The sequence below is a fragment of the Bacteroides coprosuis genome (assembly GCF_020741705.1).
GTDB lineage: Bacteria > Bacteroidota > Bacteroidia > Bacteroidales > Bacteroidaceae > Bacteroides_E > Bacteroides_E coprosuis.
The window spans coordinates 1-18,886 of sequence record NZ_DYYK01000182.1 but is presented as its reverse complement, the minus strand read 5'-3'; the positions used below and the strand labels follow the sequence as shown (position 1 = coordinate 18,886).

Sequence of the window (18,886 nt, the reverse complement as noted above, 5' to 3'; positions counted from 1 at the left end):
GGTAGTCGCCGTTTTACAGAAAGCCTCTGAAGAGTAATCTTTAGAGGCTTTTTTTGTTGATACCATTTAGAGGGGTAACTATGGATGTTCGCTTGTATTCTTAGAGATTTCATAAAAATAGATATCTTTGTGTTATGATGAATAAGAACTTATCTATAGGTTATATTGATATTAGTATCTATCTATCTTCAAATCGATAAATTCTATTAACTTTTGTGCAGAGAATGAATTTTTTCATTTTGAACTTATTGATAATAGTTTAGACCTGTTTTTCTCTTAACTACACGCTTTCTAGCTTCCTACTGCCACATATCATTTAGTCTTCTTTCTTGGTTTATCTGCTTTATATTCTTAAGTTAGTGCGAAGCAGTGATTTTATTATACTATTAGTCCTAGTTGCATAAGTTTTATTGTAATAAAGCTTTGTGGAATGTTTATATTTATTAAATTTGAGGAACCGATTGAAAAAATATATATAAATATTATATAGTCTCTAACATATGGAAAACAAAATTCAAGAGTTAACGGATAAAATCTATCGTGAAGGTGTTGAAAAGGCGAATACACAAGCTGATAGTTTACTCCAAGAAGCTCAGAAAAAGGCCAAAAAAATAATTGATGAAGCGTCGGAAAAGGCTGACTCAATTATGAAAGACTCTGAGCGCAAGTCTGAGGAGTTGATTGAGAATACAAAATCTGAACTTAAATTGTTCGCAGATCAATCTGTAAATGCTTTAAAGTCTGAAGTTACAAATCTATTATTGGATGAAGTTGTATCTGATGCTGTGAAGACTACTACTGTGAATAAAGATTTTCTCAATGAATTTATGCTAAAGTTGGCTGAGAAATGGTCAACACAAGAAGATATCATTATTTCTACTGCCGATGAAAAGGCATTGACAGATTATTTTAGTGTTCATGCTAAACAACTTTTAGATAAGGGTGTGTCAATTAAACAAGTTAATGGATTGAAGACTCACTTCTCTATATCTCCTAAAGATGCTTCTTATAAAATAGATTTTGGTGATGATGAATTTATTAGTTACTTCAAATCATTTTTACGTCCCAAATTAATAGCAATGCTTTTTGGTGACAAATAATAATTCATTGAATTAAATGAGTAACTATGAGTAAATACTATTATCTAATTGCTGGATTACCTGAACTTTCTCTCGAAGACAATAAGCTAAATTATACAATGGCTAGTTTTCGAGAAGAATTATATCCTGAGTTATCAAAGAATGACAGAGAGATTGTTGATCTTTTATATTTAAAGTTTGACAACAAAAATCTCTTAATACTTTTAAAGGATAAAAGTGCAGAATTACTTCAGTTAGGGTTATACACTAAAAATGAGCTTTTATCTCTTATCGATACAGTAAAGTTTGGTGAAGAGAAAGCTAAAGGTTACGTTCCTTATTTAATTACCTTCCTAGATAATTATTTCGCAGAGAAATACGAAGACCAAGTACTACTTGAAGATGTTTTGACAGGTATGTATTATGAATATGCAACGCAAAGTTCAAATGAATTTGTGAAAAGTTGGTTTGAATACAATCAAATTATAAACAACTTATTAATTGCTCTAGCTGGTCGTAAGCATCAAATCAAATACCAAGATCATATATTAGGCTCTGATAGCATATCTAAACAGATAAGAAACTCTAGTGCACGTGATTTTGGATTATCTACTGTTCTTGATTATCTCAATTCATTGATACGATTAAGTGATGAGGAAGATTTAGTACAGCGTGAAAAACGTATTGATCAAATGAGGTGGAAATGGATGGAAGAGAATACTTTCTTCAATTATTTTACTATTGAAAGAATATTTGTATTTCTTCTTCAAGTTGAGATGATTGAGAGATGGTTATCTCTAGATAAAGATGAGGGTAATAAATATTTTAGAGAAATAATAAGCTCATTACAAAATGAAGTTCAAATTCCTGCAGAATTTAGACAAAATAAATAATAAAATATATGGCGACAAAAGGAACTGTTAATGGGATTATAGCCAATATGGTAACCATCGTTGTTGATGGCCCTGTTGCTCAAAATGAGATTTGCTATATTACCACTGGTAACGATAGATTAATGGCCGAAGTAATTAAAGTGGAAGGTTCCAATGCTTATGTTCAGGTCTTTGAGAGTACTCGAGGTCTGAAAATTGGTGCTCCTGCTGAATTTACAGGTCATATGCTAGAGGTTACTTTGGGACCTGGCATGCTTTCAAAGAATTATGATGGATTACAAAATGATCTTGATAAGATGGATGGAATATTCCTTAAGAGAGGTCAGTATACCTATCCTTTAGATAAAGAGAGTTTATGGGAATTTAAACCTTTAGCTAAAGTAGGTGATACAGTAATTGCTGCATCATGGTTAGGTGAAGTATTAGAAAACTTCCAAAGATTAAAGATTATGGCTCCCTTCAGGTTAGAAGGTGAATATAAAGTAAAATCAATTGTTTCGGAAGGTCAATATAAAATTGATAAGATAATAGCAGTATTAACTAATGAAGCAGGTGATGAGGTTAATGTAAGTATGATACAACGTTGGCCAGTAAAGATCCCTATGCTAAATTACGATGAAAAACCAAGACCATTTAAGATTCTAGAAACAGGAGTTCGTGTTATCGATACACTAAATCCTATAGTGGAAGGTGGTACAGGATTTATTCCTGGTCCATTTGGTACCGGTAAAACAGTGCTTCAACATGCTATCTCCAAACAAGCTGAAGCTGATATTGTAATTATTGCAGCTTGTGGTGAGCGTGCAAATGAAGTAGTTGAAATCTTTACTGAGTTTCCAGAGTTGATTGATCCTCATACAGGACGTCAATTGATGGAGCGTACCATTATTATTGCGAATACTTCAAATATGCCAGTAGCTGCTCGTGAAGCATCTGTATATACTGCTATGACAATTGCTGAATACTATAGAGCAATGGGTTTGAAAGTGTTATTAATGGCAGACTCTACTTCTCGCTGGGCTCAGGCATTACGTGAAATGTCTAACCGTATGGAAGAACTGCCTGGACCTGATGCATTCCCTATGGATATTTCTGCAATTATATCAAACTTTTATGGGCGTGCAGGTTATGTAACTCTTAAAAATGGAAAGACAGGTTCCATAACCTTTATAGGTACTGTATCTCCAGCAGGGGGTAACTTAAAAGAACCCGTTACAGAGAATACGAAAAAAGTAGCACGTTGCTTTTATGCTTTAGAGCAAGAAAGAGCAGATAGAAAACGTTATCCAGCAGTAAATCCCATTGATTCTTATTCTAAATATATAGAGTATCCAGAATTCCGAAAATATATTTCGAAAAAAATCAATGATAAATGGATCGGTAAGGTTGATGAAATAAAGAATCGTTTGCAGCGAGGAAAAGAAATTTCAGAGCAAATTAATATCCTTGGTGATGATGGAGTGCCTGCTGAATATCATGTAGTTTTCTGGAAATCTGAACTTATAGACTTCGTGATTCTTCAGCAAGATGCTTTTGATGAGGTTGATGCTGTGACTTCGCTAGAACGTCAAGAGTCTATTTTGGATATGATTATAGATATATGTCATACAGAATTCAACTTTGATACATTCTCTGAAGTGATGGATTATTTTAAACGTATGATTAATATATGTAAGCAAATGAATTATGCTAAGTTTAAATCAGATGATTACTATAAATTCCAAAAAGAGTTAGAAGAATTAATTGCTGAACGTAAAGTAGCAGAACATAAGTAAACTAAGATATAAAGATGGCAACAAAAGCTTTTCAAAAAATATATACTAAAATTACTCAAATAACCAAGGCTACTTGTTCGTTGAAGGCTACAGGAGTAGGCTTTGACGAATTAGCTACAGTTAATGGTAAGCTGGCTCAGGTTGTTAAAATCATGGGTGATGAAGTGACCTTACAGATATTTGAGGGAACAGAAGGTATACCTAGTAATGCTGAAGTAGTTTTTATGGGTAAAGCTCCAACAATCAAAGTGAGTGATCAATTGGCTGGACGCTTCTTCAATGCCTTTGGGGATCCTATTGATGGTGGTCCAGAGATTGAAGGTACTGAAGTTGAAATAGGTGGACCTTCAGTGAATCCTGTTCGTCGTAAGCAGCCTTCTGAATTAATTGCAACAGGTATTGCTGGTATTGACTTAAATAACACATTAGTTTCTGGTCAAAAGATTCCTTTCTTTGCTGACCCCGATCAACCTTTCAACGAGGTTATGGCTAATGTAGCTCTAAGAGCTGAAACAGATAAAATTATTTTGGGAGGTATGGGGATGACTAATGATGACTACCTATACTTTAAGCATGTATTCTCAAACGCTGGTGCTTTAGATCGTATTGTGTGTTTTATGAATACAACTGAAGATCCAGCTGTAGAACGCTTGCTGATTCCAGATATGGCTTTAACATCTGCTGAGTATTTTGCAGTTAAAAAAGATGAGAGAGTACTGGTATTGCTAACAGATATGACTTCCTATGCAGATGCTTTGGCTATTGTGTCAAACCGTATGGACCAGATTCCTTCTAAAGATTCAATGCCTGGATCTCTATATTCTGATTTAGCTAAAATTTATGAGAAGGCAGTACAATTCCCTTCTGGTGGGTCTATTACTATTATTGCTGTAACTACTCTTTCTGGTGGTGATATTACACATGCTGTGCCAGATAATACTGGTTATATTACTGAAGGACAGTTGTTTCTGCGTAGAGATAGTGATGTGGGTAAAGTTATTGTTGACCCATTCCGCTCTCTTTCTCGTCTGAAACAGTTAGTGATTGGTAAGAAGACAAGAAAAGATCATCCACAAGTGATGAATGCAGCTGTTAGACTATATGCAGATGCTTCTAATGCAAAAACAAAACGTGAAAATGGTTTTGATTTAACAAACTATGATGAGCGTACTATTTCTTTTGCAGATGAGTATTCTGAAAATCTTCTAGCTATTGATGTTAACTTAAATACAACTGAGATGCTAGATGAAGCTTGGACCTTATTTGGTAAATATTTCCGTCCTGAAGAAGTGAATATTCGTCACGACTTAGTGGAAGAGTTCTGGAAAGAGAGCAAGGAATAATTTACTTTAAATTTAATACGAGATGGCTATAAAATTTCAATACAATAAAACCTCATATCAGCAATTGGAGAAACAACTCCGAATGCGTCAACGTACACTCCCTATTATAAAAAGTAAGGAGAGTGCATTACGTATGGAGGTGAAGCGTTGTAAAGAAGAAGCTAAGAAACTCGCGGTTGAGTTAGAACAGCAGATTCAGAATTATGAGGCCATGTTCGCACTTTGGAAAGAATTTGATGGTTCATTGATAAGTGTAAAGGATGTTCATTTAGGAGTTAAAAAGATAGCAGGAGTTCGAATTCCTTTGCTTGAGCATGTTGACTTTGAAATACGTCCTTATAGCTTTTTTAATGCACCCAAATGGTACTTTGATGGAATTCAATTATTAAAAGAACTTGCACAAGCAGCTATTGAGCAAGAGTTTGTGTTGGCTAAGTTGAATTTATTAGAGCATGCACGTAAGAAGACAACTCAAAAAGTAAACCTCTTTGAGAAGGTGCAGATTCCAGGGTATGAGGATGCTTTATTAAAAATAAAACGCTTTATGGAGGATGAGGAAAATCTTTCAAAATCTTCACAGAAGATTCTGAAATCAATTCAAGAAAAACGAAGAAAGGAGGATGCTGAAGTATGATTACCAAAATGAAAAAGCTAACATTCTTAGTTTATTATAAGGAATATGAAGCATTTCTACAATCCCTTCGTGATGCTGGAGTTGTTCATATTGAAGAGTTAGAAAGAGGAAAAGTTGATGATCCAGAATTACATGAAAAGCTTTCTTTATCAAGACGTATTACTGATGCTATTAAGAGATTAAGTCGTTTAGGCGTTGAGCCAGCTAAGAAACAAACAGACTTGCATGGAGCAGAAGTTTTACAGAAGTTAGAAAATCTAGAAAAAAAGTTGTTAGACCTAAGACAAGAAGCCGTTAATCAAGATAAATTGATGGAAACGCTTTCTCCATGGGGCAACTTTGAACCTGAAGATATACAAAAACTAAAAAGTGCAAACTTAGAAATAAACTTTTTTATCTGTATAGAAAGTAACTTTAATGAAGAATGGATTGAAAAGTATAATGCAGTTGTGATAAGTAAAGTGGGTTCTAAAGTTCACTTTATTACATTAACTCCTCCAGGGGAGCAATTGTATTTGAATGCAGAAATAGTAAAACTACCTCCTTATTCATTGAGTACTGTAAATGAGGCTTATTGTAAAGCCCGAGATACAGCAATGGCTATAGAAGAAGAAATTGCTGAAATAGCTAAAACGGGCATAGTAAGCTTAAATAAATATTTAAAAGAGATACAAAGTAGCATTGAATTTTCAAAAGTTGTTTTAAATACTCAATCTTCGGTTGAAGATAAACTAATGGTTTTGCAGGGATGGATCCCTAAAGCCGAAGCTGAAAGTTTGACAAAAGAACTTGACAAAACGAATGCATATTATGATATATCCGATCCAAAACCTGGAGATAATGTTCCTATTCGTTTAGCGAATAAAGGGCTATTTGCATGGTTTGAACCTATCGTTAAACTCTATATGCTACCTAAGTATAATGAGTTGGATTTAACACCTTATTTTGCTCCTTTCTTTATGATATTTTTTGGTCTTTGTCTTGGTGATTCTGGGTATGGACTATTCTTGCTGTTAGGAGCTACACTTTATAAGATGTTTGCTAAAAACATAAGTTCGACAATGAAGCCTATCATGTCTTTGATTCAAGTCTTGGGAGCATCAACGTTCTTTTGTGGATTATTGACAGGTGGTTTCTTTGGTGTGAGCTTATACGATTTAGACTATCCATTTGTGCAGAAGCTAAAATCAATAGTGTTTTTAGATAACAACCAAATGTTTGCTTTAGCATTAATATTAGGGGTAATACAAATATTATTTGGAATGATCCTTAAGGCTGTTAATGAAGCTATCCAATTTGGCTTTAAATATGCTATGGGTACAATAGGTTGGGTGGTATTCTTAAGCTATACTTTCTTATTAGCAGGATTCCCTGCTTTAGGAGAAATAGGAAGCTTACCACACCTAATTGTGTCAGGTATCTGTGGAGTATTCATATTTCTATTCAATAGTCCTGATAAGAATATTTTTGTAAATATCGGATTAGGATTCTGGGATACATACAATATGGCTACTGGTCTTTTAGGAGATATTTTATCTTATGTCCGATTATTTGCATTGGGTTTATCTGGAGGAATATTAGCTAGTGTATTTAATAGCTTAGCTGAAGGAATGAGCCCCGACAATATAATATTTGGACCAATAGTAATGGTGCTAATCTTTGTGGTTGGTCATGCTATCAATATATTTATGAATGTACTTGGAGCGATGGTTCACCCTATGCGTTTGACGTTTGTTGAATTCTTCAAAAACTCAGGCTATGAAGGTGGTGGACAAGAGTACAGACCTTTTAAAAATATTAAATAATTAACGTGTAATACAAACAATAAAAAAATAGAATCAATTATGGAATTTAATTTGTTAATTGCTTATTTGGGCATAACTTTAATGCTCTCTTTATCAGGAATCGGGAGTGCTTATGGTGTAACCATTGCAGGTAATGCTGCTATTGGTGCATTAAAAAAAGACGACAGTGCTTTTGGTAACTTTCTTGTATTGACAGCTCTTCCTGGTACACAAGGGCTGTATGGTTTTGCTGGTTACTTTATGTTTGAAAAGATTTTCAATGTATTGTCTCCTGATATTACGACATTTCAAGCGGCAGCTGTTTTGGGTGCAGGTTTAACCATGGGTTTAGTCGGATTATTATCAGCTATTCGTCAAGGTCAAATTTGTGCTAATGGTATTGCAGCAATAGGTCAAGGTCACAAAGTGTTTGGTAATACTCTTATTTTAGCTGTATTCCCAGAGCTTTATGCTATTGTAGCTCTTGCTGCTGTATTCTTAATTGGTGGTGCTGTTGCATAATAAAATCATTAATTCATATAGAAAAAGGTTGACAGAAATTCTGTCAACCTTTTTTTTATATAATATCACTTTATTGTAATCTAAATGCAATGATGATTTGTTATATTACTAGCGGTATTTATCTATTTTAAAGATATATAGCGTATTTAATGCTTAATTATCGGATTAAATTTTATTTTTGTTTAGGATAATCTACAAAACAACCAACCAATTATGAAAAAAAACAACAAGAAGCCTGAAATACTATTTGAAGTTAGTTGGGAAGTCTGTAACAAGGTTGGTGGAATTTATACAGTTCTATCTACTAAGGCTAAAACTCTCTACAAGGTATTAAAGGATAATTTAATTTTTATTGGTCCCGATTTATGGAAAAACAAGACTAATAAACTTTTCAAAGAAGATAAACACTTATTTAAAGAGTGGACTGATAGCTTACAAAAAGATAAGTTGCTTTCTGTTCGAGTAGGTAGGTGGAATATTCCTAGTAACCCAATAGTCATCCTTGTTGATTTCACTCCTTTTTATGAATTTAAGAATGATATTTATGCTTTTATGTGGGAACATTTTGGCGTAGATTCAATTCGTGAATATGGAGATTACAATGAATCATCCATGTTTTCTTATGCTGCAGGTAAAGTAGCCAAATCTTTTTATGAATTTAATAAGCTAGATGGTAAAGATGTAGTATATCAAGCTCATGAATGGATGACAGGTATGGGTGCTTTATATTTAAAAGTAGCAAAGCCCGAGATAGCGACTATTTTTACAACTCATGCTACTTCGGTAGGTCGCTCAATAGCTAGTAATTACAAACCTCTTTATGATTACTTACCCGGATACTTTGGAGATCAAATGGCCAATGAACTTAACGTACAGGCTAAGCACTCTGTAGAAAAAGCAATAGCTCACAATGCCGATTGCTTTACAACAGTGAGCCAGATTACAGCTTTAGAGGCTGAACAACTACTTGATAAAAAAGTAGATGTAGTATTGCCCAATGGATTTGAAAATGATTTTGTACCCAAAGGAGGACAATTTACATCTGCAAGAAATACTGCTCGTAAAAAGTTAATTGAAATAGCTCAAAAGATTTTAGGAATTGCTTTCAATGACGATACCCTTATCGTAGGTACGAGCGGACGCTATGAGTTGAAGAATAAAGGATTAGATGTATTTATCGACGCGATGAATGATTTGTCTAAGACTAATTCATGCTTAGATAAAGATATTCTAGCTTTTATCTTTGTTCCTGGATGGGTAGGAGAAGCACGTCAAGATTTGCTCTATCGACTGAAACAGAATGGCGATAAGCAAGAAACCACTTCGTTAGAATTCCCTTATATAACACACTGGTTGCACCAAATGGAGAGTGATCAGATTGTTTCGATGATGCGTGATAGAGGAATGAAAAATGCGAAAGAAAATAAAGTTAAACTCATATTTGTACCCTGCTACTTAGACGGTAAAGATGGTGTGTTTAATATGGAATACTATGATTTGCTTATTGGTCAAGATCTTACTATTTATCCATCTTACTATGAACCATGGGGATATACTCCCTTAGAAAGTATAGCTTTCAAGATACCTACTGTTACCACTAATCTGTCAGGATTTGGACGTTGGGTAGAGGGTATGGACTATTTCAATAGAGGAATTACTGATGGAGTAGAAGTTTTAAAAAGAACAGATCAAAACTACTCAGAAATGGTAGAAAATGTAGCTAAGGTTGTATGTGACTATAGCACATTAAATAAGAAAGAAATCAATAGAATACGAAACAGAGCTTGCCAATTATCTGAAAAAGCTTTGTGGAGTAATTTCATCACATCTTATTATGATGCCTATGCTGTAGCACTTCGTAATAAGGATATAAGAGTAAAAGAACAATCTAAATCATAAAAAATATGATACAATCAAATCAAGCTAATAGCCCGAATTGGAAGTTGGTGAATGTCAAGTCTGACATTCCTCAGGAGTTATCAAAACTATCTGAATTAGCTCGTAATATTTGGTGGTCGTGGAATAATGAAGCTGTGGATCTTTTTGAATCATTAGATCCAGAGCTTTGGTTAGAAGTAGAACAAAACCCAGTATTACTTTTAGAGCGTATGAGTTATGACTCTTTGAAGGCTTTGGCTAATGATCCAAAAGTAATAAGTGAAGTAAATGAGATATACAATAAGTTTAGAGAATATATAGATGTAGAGCATGATAAAACCAGACCTTCAGTTGCTTATTTTAGTATGGAGTATGGACTTAATAGTGTATTAAAGATATATTCAGGTGGCTTAGGAGTCTTGGCTGGAGACTATTTAAAAGAAGCATCAGATAGTAATGTGGATATGTGTGCCATAGGATTTTTATATCGTTATGGATACTTTACTCAAACATTGACTATGGATGGTCAACAAGTAGCTAATTATGAGGCTCAAAATTTTGGAACACTTCCTCTCGAAAGAGTCCTTAATGATGTAGGTGAACCAGTTATTATTGAGGTTCCTTACTTAGATTATACTGTATATGCTTATTTGTGGAGAGTAAATGTAGGTAGAATACCATTATATCTACTTGACACAGATAATGAAATGAATAGTCAATACGATCGTCCTATAACTCATCAACTTTATGGAGGTGATTGGGAAAATCGTTTGAAGCAAGAAATTTTACTAGGTATTGGAGGTATATTGACTCTTCAGGCACTAGGAATTGAAAAAGATATCTACCATTGTAATGAGGGGCATGCAGCTCTAATCAATGTTAAACGTATTAGTGATTATGTTGCAAAAGGATTTAGTTTTGATGAAGCTTTAGAACTAGTTAAAGCCTCATCCTTATACACCGTGCATACTCCTGTTCCTGCAGGGCATGATTACTTCGATGAAGGGTTGTTTGGTAAATATATGAGTGGATATCCTGAAAAAATGGGTATATCATGGGATGATCTAATGAACTTAGGTCGTACCAATCCTGGAGATAAAAATGAAAGATTCTGCATGTCTACCTTTGCTTGCAAAACTTGTCAAGAAATTAATGGCGTTAGTAAGCTTCATGGAGCTGTATCTCAACATATGTTTGCCGGCTTATGGAAAGGTTATTTCCCCGAAGAAAATCATGTAGGATATGTTACTAATGGAGTCCACTTTCCTACTTGGTGCTCGTCTAAATGGAAAGAGTTTTATAATAAATACTTTGATCCTTCATTTATGAAAGATCAGTCCAACGAAAAGATTTGGGAGGCTATTTATAATGTATCCGATGAAGAAATTTGGGAAACTCGTCAATTTAGTAAGCAAAAATTGACAGATTATATAAAGGAAAGATTTAGTGAAGCTTGGCTAAATAATCAAGGAGATCCTTCACGTATAGTTTCTTTAGTAGAAAAAATAAATCCTGATGCACTTTTAATTGGTTTTGGCCGTAGGTTTGCTACTTATAAGAGAGCTCACTTGTTATTTATGGATTTAGATAGACTTTCTAAGATTGTAAATGATGAGGAGCATCCAGTACAGTTCCTATTTACTGGTAAAGCTCACCCAAATGATGGAGCTGGACAAGGATTAATTAAGCGAATTTTTGAAATAGCAAATCGTCCGGAATTCTTGGGTAAAATTATTTTCTTAGAAAACTATGATATGTTGTTGGCGCGCCGTTTAGTGTCTGGTGTTGATATCTGGTTAAATACCCCCACACGTCCGCTAGAGGCTTCGGGAACTTCGGGAGAAAAAGCTCTAATGAATGGTGTGCTCAATTTTTCTGTTCTTGATGGTTGGTGGTACGAAGGTTATCGTGAGAAAGCTGGTTGGGCACTTACTGATAAGAGAACGTATGAAAATCAAGATCATCAAGATCAATTAGATGCTGCAACTATCTATTCTACTCTTGAAAATGAAATTATACCTCTTTATTATGCTGATAATGAAAAAGGTTATTCACCAGAGTGGATTCAATACATCCGTAATTCTATCGCTCAAATAGCGCCTCATTATACAATGAAGAGAATGCTTGATGATTATTATGCTAAGTTTTATCATAGGTTAGCAGATCGTTTTAAGATGTTGTCTGAAGATAATTATGCTAAGACTAAAGAACTTGTAGCGTGGAAACAGCAGGTTATTAATAAATGGGATAGCATAGAAGTAGTATCTGTAGACAAGAGTGAAGACTTGATGAAGGATAATATGGAAAGTGGACGTCAATATGAAATTCGCTTTGTCGTTGATGAAAAAGGTCTTGACAATGCTATTGGTATTGATTGTGTTGTCGTTTCTACTGACGTAAATGGAGTTGATGAAATTTATACGATAAAACCATTTGAAGTAATTCAAAATGTGGGTGATCTCTATACATTCCAAGCTAATGTTAGTATCTCTAATGCTGGCAGCTTTAAGGTGGGGTACAGAATGTATCCAAAGCATCCTTACTTACCTCATAAACAAGATTTTTGTTATGTGAGATGGTTCTCATCTGTAATGAATTGATTTCTATAAATATAAGTAAGAGAGTTTATCATATGATAGACTCTCTTTTTTTATGCATTATTAGATGTATAAATATTTGTGTGTATCTAAGTTTTATTTGATTTTCTGATTTTTAGACACACTAGGATGTTTTGACACTGACATGATGATGACATGACCTAGTCATAGTGAAGTTTTGACACCGATATAGTACTAGTTTAATCCAGTTTTTTTTAAGGTCTAATAATCGTGTATATCTATACGTTTTTGCTGTATATAGAAAATACAAGTTTTAAAATTGAATATTTAGATAGCATAGAGGAGAGCGTTCAGAATTCAGAATGAGAGTATAAGAGATAAAGGTATAAAAAGAAAGGCATTACCGTAGTAATGCCTTTTCTATCTGTTTGAAATAAGTATTGTTCTAATTTTTATTCAGCAGTAGCTTCAGGTGTTTCTTCTGTTGCTTCTTCTGCTTGAGCCTCAGCTTTAGCTGCTTCTTCTGCTGCTTGTTTTTCAGCTTCTTCAGCTGCTTTCTTTTCTGCTAAAGCTTTAGCTTTTTCTTCGTTAGCTTTGATTTCAGCATCTAAACGAGCTTTTTCTGCTGCTTTTTCTGCTGCATCTTCTTTAGCTTTGATAGCTTCTAGACCAGATGTTTTTTTGTTTTTCCAAGCTTCGAATTTTGCTTCTGCTTCTGCTTCACCGAAAGCGCCTTTTGCAACGCCGCCAAGTAGGTGTTTTTTCATATATACACCTTCGCGAGATAGAATGTTACGAACTGTGTCAGAAGGTTGAGCGCCGTTCATAACCCATTTAACTGCACTGTCGAAATTCAAATCTACTGTAGCAGGATTGGTATTTGGATTATATGTACCAATCTTCTCAATAAATTTACCATCACGTGGTGCTCTGCTGTCTGCAATGATAATAGAGTAAAAAGCATAGCTTTTACGACCATTTCTTTGCAATCTAATTCTTGTTGCCATTTAAAAAATGTTTTTTAAAATTTATGATTTGAATTAAGCTATTAACTCGTAATAGCGCGGCAAAGATATATGATTTGTTTCTAATGACAAAGCTTTTAACCTACTTTGTCAGTTTGCTACACTATTGATAGACTATCTTTTACAACTTTATAGGAGAAGATTAACTTAGGAGTATCTCTTGGGGTATCGAAAGAGAATAGCTAGTAAAGCAATAATCCCCATCGTAAAAGGATAATATAAATAACCCACAATACTTATGGGAGATATATTAGCCAGTCCCGCAGCCATAAGTAGTTGTGCACCATAAGGGATTAATCCCTGTATAAAACAAGAAAAGGTATCTAGGATACTAGCACTCTTACGTCTATCTAGTCCAAATTTAATTGCTATATCTTTGGCGATAGGTCCTATAGTAATTATAGCAATGGTATTATTAGCTGTGCAAAGATTAGCAATACTAACTAGTCCTGCAATGCTTAGCTCTGCAGCTCTTTTAGAGTTAATATGTTTGGTGAGTTTGTGAATAATATAATCTATCCCTCCATTAAATCGGATAAGCTCAAGCATCCCACCCGCAAGTAGAGTAATTATAATAAGCTCGCCCATACCCATTATTCCATCTCCCATGGCTCCAAACCATCCAAAAAAATCAAACTGTCCCGAAATAATACCTATTAAACCAGAAGTAACAATTCCTAGAGAAAGTACGAGTACAACATGTACACCTGCTAGGGCTGTTACTAATACGACAAAGTAAGGAATTACTCTAATCCATTCTATCTTTTCGATTTGAATAGGAGCATCTATGGGTAGTCCTAAATAAACGTATAATGCTAGCACGAGTATAGCTGCAGGAATAACAATCATTGAGTTTACCTTAAACTTATCTCGCATTACGCATTCTTGTGTTCGTGTTGAAGCAATCGTCGTATCTGAGATAAAAGATAAATTATCTCCAAAGAAAGAACCTCCAACAACAACTGCAACCATAAACGGCAAGGCTATATCAACCTTGTCTGCTAACCCTACTGCTACAGGAGTTAGGGCAACAATCGTACCTACACTTGTGCCTATTGATAAGGATATAAAGCAAGCAGCTATAAATATTCCTGCGAGCAATAAATTACTGGGTAGTATATGCAGCGTAAGATCTACAGTAGCATCAATTGCACCCATACTTTTTGCACATTCAGCAAAAGCTCCTGCAAGGATAAAAATCCAAATCATCAGCATAATATTCCTATTGGCTGCACCTTTAGAGAACTGAAGTAATCTTTGTTCTATCGGTAATCCTTTGGTAATCAATACGGCATAAGCAGATGAAAGCAGGAAGGCTACAGTAATAGGAACCTTGTAGAAGTCATTGACAATAAGTGATGTAACAAGGTATATGCATAGAAAAACGAGTAAAGGACTTAGTGCTAACCATCCCGGTAGAGGTTGCTGCTCTTTAAAATTATTCATGAAGTATAATTAATTATACGATATAAATCGTGATATTTGTAGAATGTTAAGAATATAGAGTTTCTTCTTTAAATTGTTTGTATTCTCTGTATATTAAAGAATGAGCAAAGGTATAATTTCTTTTTTTAGAATGAAATATTGTTTTAGAAAGCTCTGAACATATTCTTGCATCATATTGTTTCTTCCTATTAATAAAGTTTGAAAAGATAAGTGTCGGTAAAAGTGAAAAATAGTATTCGTTATTTTCTGTTGATTCTCTTTGTGAGTTATGCAGCAGGAATAACTCTATTTACCCACTCGCATGTTATTAATGGGGTGACTATTGTTCACTCTCACCCTTATAATAAAGATGTACCACATAGTCACTCTACTGTAGAGCTGGATTTATTGCATTTGTTGAATCATTTTGTTTCAACTTCTCTAGTTGTGGTAGCTATTACCCAACTTTTTATACCTCTTTTTTCTGTCACTTTATTCTCTAAGCCTATTGATATCAGATATCATGTGCCCTATTTTGGGTTGGCTTATCTTCGTGCACCTCCAGAACTATTCTCCTAAAATGGAATCCTTATTTGCTTAAAATTTTAAGGCTAACCTTATGGTTTAGTCAAAACAGGTTACGGCTATTTTGATAGCCATGAAAATAGTATTATATGAAATTTAAATATTTATTGCTACTTCTTTTTTTAGGATGTAGCTGGGCATTGCATGCCAATGTTGAACCAACTGAAGAGAAGAAAGGTTCAGATGCAAATATCGTAGGTCATGTTGTAGATAAAAACACCAAAGAGCATCTATCCTATATTACAGTCGCATTGAAAGGAACTACTGTAGGAACAGTAACAGACAACACTGGTCATTACTTTTTGAAGAATTTGCCACAAGGAGAATTTGTCTTAGAGGTTTCCTCCGTAGGTTACAAAACGGTTCGAAAGAATGTGTTACTTAAAAAAGGAGTGACGCTAGAAATTGATTTTGAGATTGAAGAAGATATGGTTGCGCTAGATGGTGTTGTGGTTTCTGCCAATCGTAGTGAAACAAAAAGAAGAATGGCTCCTACATTGGTAAATGTAGTCGATTTTAAGTTGTTTGAAAACACAAACTCTGCTACTTTATCTCAGGGATTAAACTTTCAACCAGGTGTACGTGTTGAAAACAACTGTCAAAACTGTGGTTTTCAGCAAGTGCGTATAAATGGTTTAGATGGTCCTTATACTCAAATACTAATCGATTCTCGCCCTATATTTAGTGCATTAGCTGGTGTATATGGATTAGAGCAAATACCTGCAAATATGATTGAGCGAGTAGAGGTTATGCGTGGAGGTGGCTCTGCTCTTTTTGGTTCGTCAGCAATTGCTGGAACTATAAATATTATTACCAAAGAGCCTTTAAGAAATTCAGGACAACTGAGCCATACTCTTACAGGTATAGGTGGGACATCTGTATTTGATAATAATACTCAGCTAAATGCTTCTTTAGTTACTGATGATAATAAAGCAGGGCTATATATCTTTGGTCAAAATAGATATAGATCGGGTTATGATAGCGATGGAGATGGATTTACTGAATTACCTAAGTTGAAAAATCAAACTGTAGGTTTTCGCTCTTACCTAAAAACAAGTTTATATTCTAAACTGACTTTTGAATATCATCATATGGAAGAGTTTCGTAGAGGAGGTGATAAACTTAATCGTCCTCCACATGAAGCTAATATTGCTGAACAACTTCAACATTCTATTAATGGAGGTGGGTTAAAGTTTGATTATTTTAGTCCTGATGAAAAAAATAGAGTAAGTGTTTTTACCTCAGCACAGCATACTAATAGAGATAGTTACTATGGTCCTGGAGAAGATCCTATGAATGCGTATGGAAAAACTACCGATTTAACCTATATGGCTGGTTCGCAATATGTTCATAGTTTTGACAAAGCTTTTTTTATGCCGTCAGATCTTACTGCTGGGATAGAGTATAATATGGATAGGCTGGAAGATGACTTATGGGGGTATGAACGTTATACAAAACAAATAGTAAATATTGGAAGTGCATTTCTACAAAATGAATGGAAAAATGATAAATGGGGAATATTAATTGGTGGTCGTTTAGATAAGCATAGTCTATTGAAGAATGCTGTGTTTAGTCCACGTGCCAACTTGCGTTTTAACCCTACCGAAGACATCAATATTCGCATGAGCTACTCTGCTGGTTTTAGAGCCCCTCAAACTTTTGATGAAGATCTTCATGTCGATAATGTTGGAGGTATGGTATCTATGATTGAAGTAGACCCTAACCTTAAAGAAGAGAAATCCCATAGTTTAAGTACTTCAGTAGATTTTTATCATAGAGTAGGAGCATTTCAATTTAACTTATTGGCAGAAGGTTTCTTTACTAAACTATCAGATGTCTTTGTTCTTGAAAATAAAGGAGTAAATAGTGATAATATTTTAATTAAAGAGCGTAGAAATGGTTCGGGTGCTAAAGTTATGGGTATGAACTTGGAGGGGAAAATGGCTTACTTAAACTATCTACAGATACAAGGTGGTATGACCTGGCAAAAAAGTAGATATAATAAAGCTGAGAAGTGGAGTGAAACAGAACCTGCACAACGTCGTATCTTTAGAACTCCAGACGTATATGGTTACCTTACAGCTACTTATACTCCAATAAAACCTTTGAGTATTTCGTTATCAGGTACCTATACTGGACCTATGTATGTGCAACATCTTAAAGGTGTAATAGACAAGGATAGAATAGAGCATACGAGAAGTTTTATTGATGTAGGAGCTAAAATAGCTTATGATTTCAAGCTGATGACAGCTGTTACCCTACAATTAAATATGGGTGTTGATAACCTATTTAATGAATATCAAAAAGACTTTGATAAGGGGGCTGACCGTGATTCTAATTATATCTATGGACCAGGGATGCCTAGAAGTTATTTTGCTGGAGTAAAAATTAGCTATTAAGTTATTTAATTAGTTTAATTAAAAGACCTTCATCATTTTATGTTGAGGGTCTTTTTTATAGGTGCGAAACAATATTTATTAAAGAAGCCTTATGACGAAAGCTCTCCGTATTAGAAAAATCTTATATCTTTAGATATGGTTAGACCGAATAAAATTGATAGAATTGACAATAAAACAGAATGAATAAACATATTAGACACTTGTTTTTTCTAATGGGACTGGCTGCTATTATTTTTATGATGGTTGGCTTTGACTTGACTCTATCTTCCTTGTTTGCACTAATAAAACAAGCGGGTTTTTATTTTCCTATTGTATTGTTACTGTGGATATTGATATATGCTATAAATACTTGTTCCTGGCGACAAATACTGAGTAGTCTTGCCGGGAATAAAGTACCTTGGAATAAACTTTATAAATTTACAGTATCGGGATTTGCTCTAAACTATGTTACTCCAGGAGGCCTAAATGGAGGAGAGCCTTATCGTATTTTAGAACTTAAAGAATATGTAGGTGTGGCACGAGCCACATCTTCAACTATGCTTTATGTGATCGTTCATATAGGTTCACATCTCTTATTTTGGGCTTTAGGAGCGTTCTTGTTCCTTTTCTACCCTACTCCTAGGGGTTATCTCATTGTGGCGGTTGTGGTGCTTATTACAACGCTCATCATTCTTTTCTTGTTCCATAAAATGATGCACAAAGGTATGGCTCAATTATTTGCCTTTTTATTAATAAAAATCCCATGGATAGGTAAATACATTAAAAAATTTGAAGAGAGTCACCATGATGTAATTGAGAAGATTGACAATGAAGTACGAACTGTTTATGTAAATCATTCTCAAAACTTTTATAAAGCACTGGGGTTGGAGCTTACTGCAAGAGTTCTAGGATGCGTAGAGATTTGGCTATTGATTGTTCCATTGATGGGATATAGCAATTTTATTCTTTCTTATTTGATTATGGCTATATCATCATTAATGGCTAAT

14 protein-coding genes are annotated in these 18,886 nt (G+C 34.4%); 12 read left to right on the top strand and 2 right to left on the bottom strand.

Going from position 1 to position 18,886, the window contains the following annotated elements; genetic code table 11:
- The first annotated feature begins 500 nt into the window (after positions 1-500).
- The 9 genes from K8V80_RS10995 (at position 501) to glgP (ending at position 12,508) form a co-directional block, all read left to right on the top strand.
- On the top strand, positions 501-1,100 hold the full coding sequence (locus tag K8V80_RS10995; RefSeq protein ID WP_006744242.1) for a hypothetical protein: 600 nt from the start codon (positions 501-503) through the stop codon (positions 1,098-1,100).
- Positions 1,101-1,126: 26 nt separating this feature from the next.
- A complete protein-coding gene (locus tag K8V80_RS10990) occupies positions 1,127-1,972 on the top strand; it encodes a DUF2764 family protein (RefSeq protein WP_006744243.1) in 846 nt (281 codons plus the stop codon).
- Between the two features lie 8 nt (positions 1,973-1,980).
- Positions 1,981-3,747 carry a V-type ATP synthase subunit A gene (locus K8V80_RS10985; RefSeq protein WP_276778001.1) on the top strand — a complete coding sequence of 589 codons (1,767 nt, stop codon included), beginning with the start codon at positions 1,981-1,983 and terminating at the stop codon, positions 3,745-3,747.
- Between the two features lie 14 nt (positions 3,748-3,761).
- The gene (locus K8V80_RS10980) at positions 3,762-5,090 is read left to right on the top strand and encodes a V-type ATP synthase subunit B (RefSeq protein WP_276777998.1); all 1,329 of its coding nucleotides are present in this window, start codon (positions 3,762-3,764) and stop codon (positions 5,088-5,090) included.
- Between the two features lie 22 nt (positions 5,091-5,112).
- Positions 5,113-5,724: a V-type ATP synthase subunit D gene (locus tag K8V80_RS10975; RefSeq protein ID WP_006744245.1), complete on the top strand. Its 612-nt coding sequence runs from the start codon at positions 5,113-5,115 to the stop codon at positions 5,722-5,724.
- Positions 5,721-7,529, top strand: a complete 1,809-nt coding sequence (locus K8V80_RS10970) for a V-type ATP synthase subunit I (protein ID WP_006744246.1) — start codon at positions 5,721-5,723, stop codon at positions 7,527-7,529. The genes K8V80_RS10975 and K8V80_RS10970 overlap by 4 nt, the downstream gene beginning before the upstream one ends.
- A 39-nt stretch (positions 7,530-7,568) precedes the next feature.
- Positions 7,569-8,030 (top strand): V-type ATP synthase subunit K, encoded by a 462-nt coding sequence (locus K8V80_RS10965; RefSeq protein WP_276777995.1) that lies wholly within the window; start codon positions 7,569-7,571, stop codon positions 8,028-8,030.
- Positions 8,031-8,243: 213 nt separating this feature from the next.
- Positions 8,244-9,929: a glycosyltransferase gene (locus tag K8V80_RS10960; protein WP_006744248.1), complete on the top strand. Its 1,686-nt coding sequence runs from the start codon at positions 8,244-8,246 to the stop codon at positions 9,927-9,929.
- Between the two features lie 5 nt (positions 9,930-9,934).
- Positions 9,935-12,508: an alpha-glucan family phosphorylase gene (gene glgP, locus K8V80_RS10955; protein WP_276777990.1), complete on the top strand. Its 2,574-nt coding sequence runs from the start codon at positions 9,935-9,937 to the stop codon at positions 12,506-12,508.
- Between the two features lie 410 nt (positions 12,509-12,918).
- On the opposite strand, the gene K8V80_RS10950 is transcribed toward glgP, so the two are convergent.
- Positions 12,919-13,473 carry a 30S ribosomal protein S16 gene (locus K8V80_RS10950; protein WP_006744250.1) on the bottom strand — a complete coding sequence of 185 codons (555 nt, stop codon included), beginning with the start codon at positions 13,471-13,473 and terminating at the stop codon, positions 12,919-12,921.
- A gap of 165 nt (positions 13,474-13,638) precedes the next feature.
- Complete coding sequence (locus tag K8V80_RS10945; RefSeq protein WP_006744251.1) at positions 13,639-14,937, bottom strand: Na+/H+ antiporter NhaC family protein; 1,299 nt, start codon at positions 14,935-14,937, stop codon at positions 13,639-13,641.
- 234 nt (positions 14,938-15,171) lie between these two features.
- Between K8V80_RS10945 and K8V80_RS10940 the strand changes: the two genes are divergently transcribed.
- From K8V80_RS10940 to K8V80_RS10930, 3 genes are all read left to right on the top strand, one after another.
- The gene (locus tag K8V80_RS10940) at positions 15,172-15,495 is read left to right on the top strand and encodes a hypothetical protein (protein ID WP_276778006.1); all 324 of its coding nucleotides are present in this window, start codon (positions 15,172-15,174) and stop codon (positions 15,493-15,495) included.
- Positions 15,496-15,590: 95 nt separating this feature from the next.
- Complete coding sequence (locus K8V80_RS10935; protein ID WP_276777986.1) at positions 15,591-17,900, top strand: TonB-dependent receptor; 2,310 nt, start codon at positions 15,591-15,593, stop codon at positions 17,898-17,900.
- Positions 17,901-18,079: 179 nt separating this feature from the next.
- A partial coding sequence (locus K8V80_RS10930; RefSeq protein WP_276777983.1) for a lysylphosphatidylglycerol synthase domain-containing protein occupies positions 18,080-18,886 on the top strand: 807 nt, incomplete at its 3' end.

Excerpts from the sequence above, each read along its gene's own strand:
- K8V80_RS10995 (WP_006744242.1), top strand. The coding sequence starts at position 501 with ATGGAAAACAAAATTCAAGAGTTAACGGATAAAATCTATCGTGAAGGT.
- K8V80_RS10990 (WP_006744243.1), top strand. The coding sequence starts at position 1,127 with ATGAGTAAATACTATTATCTAATTGCTGGATTACCTGAACTTTCTCTC.
- K8V80_RS10985 (WP_276778001.1), top strand. The coding sequence starts at position 1,981 with ATGGCGACAAAAGGAACTGTTAATGGGATTATAGCCAATATGGTAACC.
- K8V80_RS10980 (WP_276777998.1), top strand. The coding sequence starts at position 3,762 with ATGGCAACAAAAGCTTTTCAAAAAATATATACTAAAATTACTCAAATA.
- K8V80_RS10975 (WP_006744245.1), top strand. The coding sequence starts at position 5,113 with ATGGCTATAAAATTTCAATACAATAAAACCTCATATCAGCAATTGGAG.
- K8V80_RS10970 (WP_006744246.1), top strand. The coding sequence starts at position 5,721 with ATGATTACCAAAATGAAAAAGCTAACATTCTTAGTTTATTATAAGGAA.
- K8V80_RS10965 (WP_276777995.1), top strand. The coding sequence starts at position 7,569 with ATGGAATTTAATTTGTTAATTGCTTATTTGGGCATAACTTTAATGCTC.
- K8V80_RS10960 (WP_006744248.1), top strand. The coding sequence starts at position 8,244 with ATGAAAAAAAACAACAAGAAGCCTGAAATACTATTTGAAGTTAGTTGG.
- glgP (WP_276777990.1), top strand. The coding sequence starts at position 9,935 with ATGATACAATCAAATCAAGCTAATAGCCCGAATTGGAAGTTGGTGAAT.
- K8V80_RS10950 (WP_006744250.1), bottom strand. The coding sequence starts at position 13,473 with ATGGCAACAAGAATTAGATTGCAAAGAAATGGTCGTAAAAGCTATGCT.
- K8V80_RS10945 (WP_006744251.1), bottom strand. The coding sequence starts at position 14,937 with ATGAATAATTTTAAAGAGCAGCAACCTCTACCGGGATGGTTAGCACTA.
- K8V80_RS10935 (WP_276777986.1), top strand. The coding sequence starts at position 15,591 with ATGAAATTTAAATATTTATTGCTACTTCTTTTTTTAGGATGTAGCTGG.